The organism is Streptomyces sp. URMC 126, assembly GCF_051386555.1.
Taxonomy (GTDB): domain Bacteria; phylum Actinomycetota; class Actinomycetes; order Streptomycetales; family Streptomycetaceae; genus Streptomyces.
Window position 1 is genome coordinate 1 of the sequence record NZ_JBPQTX010001048.1, and the last position, 257, is coordinate 257.

The following is a 257-nucleotide window of genomic DNA, read 5'->3' on the forward strand; positions in this document are numbered from 1 at the left end:
GCCGCAGGGCGTGCAGCTGATCGCGCAGCACCGCGGCCTTCTCGAACTCGAGGTTGTCGGACGCGTCCTGCATCTGCCGCTCGAGACGCTTGAGCAGCACGCCGGTGCGGCCGGCCAGGAAGTCGCAGACGTCCTGGGCGAGGTCGCGATGCTCGTCGGGCCCGATCCGTCCGACGCAGGGGGCGGCGCACTTGCCGATGTAGCCCAGCAGGCACGGCCGGCCGGACGCCGCCGCGTTGCGGAACACCCCGTTGGTG

Annotated in this window: 1 protein-coding gene; it reads right to left on the minus strand. The window is 72.4% G+C overall.

Features of this window, described 5'->3' with window-relative positions; genetic code table 11:
- A partial coding sequence (locus tag ACSNOK_RS35040) for a UvrB/UvrC motif-containing protein (protein ID WP_436784739.1) occupies window positions 1–257 on the minus strand: 257 nt, incomplete at both ends.